Here is a 7,266-nt window from a genome sequence, read left to right as displayed (position 1 = left end):
ACCGTGGCCGCACCGGTCGAGCCCTACCGCGCCCATCCAGCGGCGCCCCCAAGTGCGGGGCGCGTCGCCGCGCGGATCCGACGGCCCGCCCGCCTCGGCCTGGGTGGCATCCCGCCGCGAGCGACGGGGAATCGCCAGCACGGCGAGCGGCACGAGCAGCAGCAGGCCGCCGAAGATGCCGAGGCGATACCAGCGGTCGACCGGGAAAGAGACCGTCACCGGGCCGCTGACGTCCGCGGGCAGCGCCCATGCCTGCTGCCAGCCGTCGACCACCACCGGTTCGAGCACCTGCCCGTCCGCGCTCGTCGCGCGCCATCCGACGTTGGTGCTCAGCGGCAGCACGAGCAGCCGGGCGCCCTGGTCCGAACTGGTGGGCGCGGGAGTATCCGTCCCGGTGCGGTGCAAGCGCAGCCGATCCACGAAGAAGAGGTCGGTCGGTCCGACCGCCACGTCGGTCCGGCCCTGCGGCAGCGCGAGTTCGCCCGGTGCGCCGGACTCCGGCTCGGTCGGGTCGTCGGCGCAGACCCGGGCGGGAACGGGCGCGCCGGACCGCAATTCGCCGACGGTGGCGGTCACCGTCGTGCGCAGCGTCCGTCCGCCCGCGTCGATCGTCGGCCCCAGCGCGCACGGGACGGTGATCTCCCGGTCCAGCGGTGCGGCCGCGGGATAGTCCGGCCCCAGCACCGTCACCTCGGCCAACCCGGCCGGCTGGGTCTGCGCGAAGCCGAGCGCGGTCTGGTCCAGCACCGGCCGCCAGGTCCGCAAGCTCAGTTCGATCCGGTCGGTCACGGTGGGGTGCAGGGCGATCCGCGTCGGTGTGCCCGGATCCTCGACGTCCAGCTCGCCGACCTGCGGGCCGGCTCCGAGATTCACCGTCACCGAGGTGGGCGCCGCGGGCAGGCCGCCGAGCGAAGGGGTCAGCTCGAGGCCCGTCACCAGCGTGGGTTCGGGCAGCTCGATGGTGAGCGTCGGCCTGCCGCCGGTGGTCTCGCGAACCGAGTCCTCCGGCGCGGTCCAGCTGGTACGCGGATCGCCGTCGGTCGCGGCGAACGCGGCCCCGCGCAGGTCGCCGACGTCGGCCTTGCCCCGCGCGACCGGGCGGGCGGCATCGGTGAGCAGCGCTTCCAAAGCCGGGCCCTGCCTGGTGCGCACGGTCAGGTCCGGGGCCACGGACATCGGCTCCGGCACCGTCAGGGTGCGCTGGAAGGTTCCCGGTTCCTCCGGCGCCAAGGCGAGTCCCTTGCTGCACCGCACCCGATCGGGCGCGTCGAAACACGCGCTGCGGCCGGGGAATTCCTGACCGAGATCCCACCCACGCACGTGCGCGCCGGCCGGACCGGGCGGCACCACCGTCCGGTGCCGGATGTCGACGCGGACCGGCGCGTTGCGCTGCGAATAGTCGTCCAGCCGCAGTTCGCTGATGCCGAATTGCCCGCCACCGGTGCCGTTTTCGGTACGGATGGCGGTGATCTCGAGCCACTCGGTGCGACCGGCGGGCAGCGAGACGGAGACCTGCGCACCTGGTTCGGGCACCCGGACCGAGACGGTACCGTTGGCGGTGCGCACTTCGATCCACTTCACCGGGTCACCGATGGCGGCCGCGCTGGTGGTGAGGTTCAGTTGCCCGGCCTGCACGGGGCGGTCGAGATCGAGCCGGAGCCACTGCCCCAAGGCGCGTTCGATGCCGTTGCTGATCCACGCGGTGGCCGGATCGCCGTCGACGACGGCCGCGGTCGAGCTGCCCGGCGCCGCGCCGCCGAGCTGGGTGGCGTCGGCGGCCGAACTCGACGCGGTGATCGTGGCGCCGGACCATTCACCGCGCACCAGCTCGGCCCCGGGCACCGGATAGTCGGGCACCAGGTTGTGCGTGCGGCGGGCGTCGTCGGGAGCGCGCAGCGCCGAGTTGTGGTTGTCCACCCGCCCGAAATCGGCCTCGCGATCCATCGGCGTGTCGGTGATCGTCACCGGGCCTACCGGCAACCCGGCCCTGGTCGCGTCGGCGGCGAGCAAAGTGGGGTTGCGGGTGGCGCCCGGGTCGCGGCGCATCCGCTCGAGCACTTCGGGTCCGCCTTGGACGACCGGGACATCACCGAGCGGAACGGTGTATGCGCCGGGGAACGCCTCCGGCGCGCCGGTGCCGCCGCGCACCTCGACGGGGGCGCCAGGCCCCGGCGCGTCCACCCGGTAGATCTCGACCGCCGGGTACGGCGGGCGCAGGTCGCCGTCGGCCACCAAGCCGTCGGCGATCACCAGCGATTCGATCGGGTTGCCGAACTCGGCCACCTTGCGCAGGCCCGGCGAGTTGTCGAGCGCTTGGTGGGCCAGCATCGGCCGGGTCGAGCGGGAGGTCTCCGGATCGAGGTCGTTGCGCAGGACGACGACCCCGACGCCCTGGGCGGTCAGCGTCGCGGCCAGCCCGGCCGACGGCCTGCCGTCGGCGATGAGCCGCTGCACCGAATCCATCGCGCGAATGGTGCCGGGCGGGTTCAGCGGCACCGCGTCCCGGATCGCCCACGGGGTCTCGGCCAGCGCTTGCAGCGGTTCGTCGCGGGTGAGTCCCCACACCTGACTGCCGAAAGGCGCACCGGGCACCACCAAGGCGCGCGTGTCGGAGGCATTGTCCTTCAGCCAGTCCGCCGTCTGCTGCCAGTATTCGGGCACGCGATCGTAGGCGCCGCGCGGCGCGAGTTTCCCGGTCCAGGCCAGCGAGGTGGACAGCGCCAGCGCGGTGAGGACCAGCGCCGCGACCGCGACGGCGCGGTCGCGCTCCGGGTGCGCGAACGCGCTGCGCCACACCCGCAGCGGAGCGGAGGCGGGCAGCGGGACCCGAGCGAGCAGCTGGGCCAGCCCGAGCACGAGCGGTAGCCGGATCAGCGGCTCCAGCTTGTGCACGTTGCGCAGCGGAGCGCCGCCGGAGTCCAGGAATACGCGCACCGACTCCGCGAACGGCCCGCTCAGCTCGCCCACGAACCCGGCGCAGATGCCGACCAGCCCCACGCACAGGATCAGCACCAGCCTGCCCCGATACGGCATCGACCGCAGCGCCAGGCCCGCCATGCCCGCAGCCGCGACCAAGCCCGTCGCGAGGACCGCCGCGGGCTGGGTCACCAGCACAGCGCCCGCGATGCGTTCCGGCGAGACGAACGGCGTCCAGCTGTCGGTGCCGCGCAGCACTTCGCCCAGCGAGGCCCACTGCGTCGTCACCCCGGAGGACTCGATGTAGTCCAGGAACGGCGGGCTCACCTTGCCCAGCAGCAGCAGCGGCACCGCCCACCAGAACGTGGCCAGCACCAGCAGCGGAATCCACGCCGCCGTGAAACGCCACCAGCGCGGGTTCGGCCGGTAGGAACCCCACCACAGCAGCGCGGGCAGAAAGGCGGCCACCGTGGCGACCGCGTTGACCGAGCCCATCAGCGCCAGCGCCAGGGCGCTGCCCGCGGGCGAGGCCGCCCCGCCCCGCCTCCGGTTACGCCGCGCGACGCCGAGCGCGGCGGGCGCGAGCAGCACCCACGGCGCCAGCATCATCGGCAAGGTCTCCGAGGAGATCGAGCCGACGGTGGTCAGGACGCGCGGCGACAGCGCGAACGCGAGCGCGGCGACCACACGCGACCCGCGCGTCCCGATGCCGAGCGCCTCGCACAGGCGGACGATCCCCCAGAATCCGGCGAGCAGCAGCAGCGCCCACCAGATCCGCTGGGTCACCCAGGCGGGCACGCCCAGCACATGGCCGAGCGAGAAGAACGCGCCGTGCGGGAAGAAGTAGCCGTAGGCCTGGTTCTGCACCTGGCCCATCGGCGCCTGACTGCTCCACAGATGGCTCGCGCGTTCGAGGAAGCCGAGCGGATTCTGCGCCAGGTCGTATTTCGTGTCGGCGACCGTGAGTCCGGGCGCCTGCGCGAAGGTCAGCAGGAACGCCACGACGACCGTCGCGGCGAACCAGCGTCTGCCCAACGGCGCAGTGCTACGCCCCGGCGCCGTTGGGTATCCGAGCGAGTCGGCGGGTGAAGCGGAGGTCAGCGGGTCAGCGGCTGCCGTACTCAACGTTGTTCAGCAGCGAGGAGTCCTTGTCGCCGCTGCGATCGATGTCCGGGCGCGAGTTCTGCTGGATCGCCATGGTGATGAGGAAGACACCGAGCACACCCAGCACGGCGCCCGCGACAGCACTCGCAACACCCGGGACAGCAAACTTCATCGCGGCACTCCAATACGTCGATGCAGGCACGTTCCCGGCCAACCTAGCAGGACGCCCGGTATTTGTATGCGTTCAGGCCGTGGAATCACCGCCGACTTTCTCCGGCGGGTCGCCCGCGAGCACGCTCCGCGACGCCGAGACACGAGGTTCGAGACGGTCCGCGGCTGCCGCGTCAGCGCGTGGGAAGCGCGCAGTGCAGCGCGCCGAGCAGGGTGCGCAGCTTCGCGGTGGTCTCGTCCAGTTCGGCCTGCGGATCGGAGGCCGCGACGATGCCGCCGCCCGCGTACGCCCGCACGGTACGACCGTCGGCCGCGAGTTCCGCGCAGCGGATCGCGACCACCCAGGCGCCGTCGCCGTCGGCGTCGCACCAGCCGACGGCGCCGCCGTAGAACCCGCGGTCGTCCTCGTTGTGCGCGATGGCCTCCAGCGCGAGATCGGTGGGGGTGCCGCAGACCGCGGGCGTCGGGTGCAGCAGCAGCGCCAGGTCGAGCGCGGTGACGCCGGTGTCGCGCAGGCGTCCCCGGATCGGCGTCGCCAGGTGCCACACCTCGTGGGTGCTGATCAGCTCCGGGCTCGCCGGGATGGACAACTCGGCGCACACCGGCCCGAGCCGCTCCCGGATCCAGTCGATGACGAACGCGTGCTCGTCGCGATTCTTGGCGCTGGTCAGCAATTCCCGGGCCTGGGCGGCATCGGCGTCCGGGTCGGCCAGGCGCGGCAGCGTGCCCGCCAGCGGCCGCAGCGTCACGACCTCGCCCTGCCGGTCGACCAGCACCTCCGGCGACGCACCCACCAGGGTCGCGCCGGTCCGACCGGCGGGTGTGAGGTCGACGGCGAAGACGTTCGCGTGCGGATGCCTGGTCAGCAGGTGCCCGGCGACGACCTCCGGGTCCAGCGCCGACCGCGCTTCGGCCAGCACCGAACGCGCCGCGACCACTTTGCGCAGCGGTTGGGTGGGATCGTTGAGTTGCTCGACCAGTTTCGTCACGCGCGCGACATGCTCTGCCGGGCTGGGTATCTCGGTCACCACGCGCACCGCGGGCAGGTCGGGGAGTGCGGCGGGCCGCCACGGACCGGCGGTGTGCTCGGCGCGCTCCGGCACACACAGGGCGGCGGGCTCGCGCGGATCGAAGGGCAGCGCGCCGACGATCAGATCGGCGCGACCGGCGCGCAGCGCGAGCGCCGCCGCACGCGCGTCGTCGAAGCAGACCCGGCTCCCATGGCCCCGAACAACCCCGTCGGCCCGAGCAAGCAGGAACCCATCCATGACCCCAACCTAGCCCCGCCGCAGCGTCCCGCCGCGCGGGAGCGATCCAGATCTCACACCGGCGCGGTCAAGCGTTCTTGCCGGGCGGGACGAGCAGCACCGGGCGGTGGCAATGCTTGAGGACGGCGTCGGCCACGCTGCTGTGCAGGAGCGCGCGCAGCCCGGTGGCGCCCCGGGTGCCCGCGACGATGATGTCGACGTCCAGTTCGTCGGCGCAATCGACGATGGCGTTCCAGATGGTGGTGGTGCATTCGGCGGTGCGCGCCTCGGCGTTCAGGCCCGCCAGCTCGGCCAGGCGCACCCCCTCGGCATTGGTGGCGCGCGCGTCGACGTAGGCGATGTCCTCGATCTCGTCGTCGGGCACCCATTCCGGCTGCATCACGCCCGACAGTCCGGACAGGCGAGCGGCTTGACGCACCATGGGCTCCCACGCGGTCAGCACGACAGCTCGATTCGCGCTGAGGAAGCGCCCGGCGTACGCGACGGCGCGCTTGGCGTTCTCGGAGCCGTCGTAGGCGATGAGCATCAGATCGCAGGGCACGATGACCTCCTGAGCCGGACGCGCGGCGACACCTCGAGATTACCCCGCGCACCCCCGCTCGAACCGGCTTGTTCATAGGTATGACCTGCGCCAACGCTTGCCCTGCCGCCCCGAGTGCGTCGGCCGGGGACGACGACCCGGGACCGGTGCGCGAGTTGCCTGCCCGGTAGCGACGGAGCGACTGCGGCGGCACCCGTCGCGGCGAGTACGGTTGACCTCTATGCGGAAGACGCCTCTGCTCGTCCTCGCCGTTCTCGCCGCCATCGCGACCGCCTGCTCCAACGGCGGCTCTACGCAGTCGGCCCCGTCGAGCACCACCACCGCGACGGGGGAAGCGACCACCGCCGCGATCCCGGCCACCGGTTCGGCTCCGCCGGACTGCACCGCCGGGTACCTCGCGCAGTTCACCACCCGCGCGAAGCTCGCCCAATTGCTGACGGTGGGCGTCACCGGCGCCGCCGACGCCACGAGCGTGGTGCGCGACGAACAGGTCGGCGGCATCTTCGTGGGCGGGTGGACCGAGCAGGCGCTGCTCGCCTCCGGGCAGATCGCGCAGGTGAAAGAGGCCGCCACGGTGCCCCTGATGGTGACCATCGATGAGGAGGGCGGCCGCGTCTCGCGGGTGCGCGACCTGATCGGCGCGGCTCCCTCGGCGCGGGAGACGGCGCTGACCATGAGTCCCGAGCAGTTCTACAGCGCCACGCTCGTGCGCGGCCGTGCGCTGAAGGATCTCGGCGTGACGGTGGACTTCGCGCCCGACATCGACGTCAGCTCCCAGCCGGACGACTCGGTCATCGGCGACCGCTCCTTCTCCGACGATCCGGACGTGGTCACCCGCTACGCAGACGCCTACATTCGCGCCATGCGCGAGGTCGGCCTCGGCACGGTGATGAAGCACTTCCCCGGTCACGGCTCCGGCTCGGGCGATTCGCACACCGGCGCGGTGCGCACCCCGCCGCTGGAGCAGTTGCAGCAAGTGGACCTGGTGCCGTTCCGCAACCTGATCGGCTCCGGCGCGGCGGTGATGGTCGGCCACCTGGACGTGCCCGGACTGACCACCCCGAACGTCCCGGCCAGCATCAGTCCGGAAGCGATGCGATTGCTGCGCGACGGCGCCGGCTACGGCGCCGCGCCGTTCCAAGGTCCGATCTTCACCGACGATCTCGGTGGCATGGCCGCGATCACCAGCCGGATGTCGATCGAGGAGGCCGTCGAGGCCGCGCTGCTCGCCGGTGCGGACAACGCGCTGTGGATCACCACCGACGC

General features: G+C 72.6%; 5 protein-coding genes. 1 reads left to right on the top strand and 4 read right to left on the bottom strand.

Translation table 11 applies throughout. From position 1 onward, the window contains the following. From ON27_RS27885 to ON27_RS27875, 4 genes are all read right to left on the bottom strand, one after another. The coding region (locus ON27_RS27885) for an alpha-(1->3)-arabinofuranosyltransferase domain-containing protein (RefSeq protein ID WP_043734144.1) at positions 1–3,951 on the bottom strand (3,951 nt) is incomplete at its 3' end. A gap of 70 nt (positions 3,952–4,021) precedes the next feature. Further along, positions 4,022–4,192: a DUF2613 domain-containing protein gene (locus ON27_RS41585; RefSeq protein WP_083887841.1), complete on the bottom strand. Its 171-nt coding sequence runs from the start codon at positions 4,190–4,192 to the stop codon at positions 4,022–4,024. Between the two features lie 172 nt (positions 4,193–4,364). Then, positions 4,365–5,459: an isochorismate synthase gene (locus tag ON27_RS27880; RefSeq protein WP_043734143.1), complete on the bottom strand. Its 1,095-nt coding sequence runs from the start codon at positions 5,457–5,459 to the stop codon at positions 4,365–4,367. 67 nt (positions 5,460–5,526) lie between these two features. Then, complete coding sequence (locus tag ON27_RS27875) at positions 5,527–6,000, bottom strand: universal stress protein (RefSeq protein ID WP_063711383.1); 474 nt, start codon at positions 5,998–6,000, stop codon at positions 5,527–5,529. 220 nt (positions 6,001–6,220) lie between these two features. On the opposite strand from ON27_RS27875, the gene ON27_RS27870 reads away from it, so the two are divergent. After that, on the top strand, positions 6,221–7,266 hold a 1,046-nt coding region (locus ON27_RS27870), incomplete at its 3' end, for a glycoside hydrolase family 3 N-terminal domain-containing protein (protein WP_043734139.1).

Source organism: Nocardia asiatica NBRC 100129 (assembly GCF_000308415.1).
GTDB lineage: Bacteria > Actinomycetota > Actinomycetes > Mycobacteriales > Mycobacteriaceae > Nocardia > Nocardia asiatica.
Note: the sequence above shows the minus strand (reverse complement) of the source record. Positions and strands in the feature narration are given on the sequence as shown.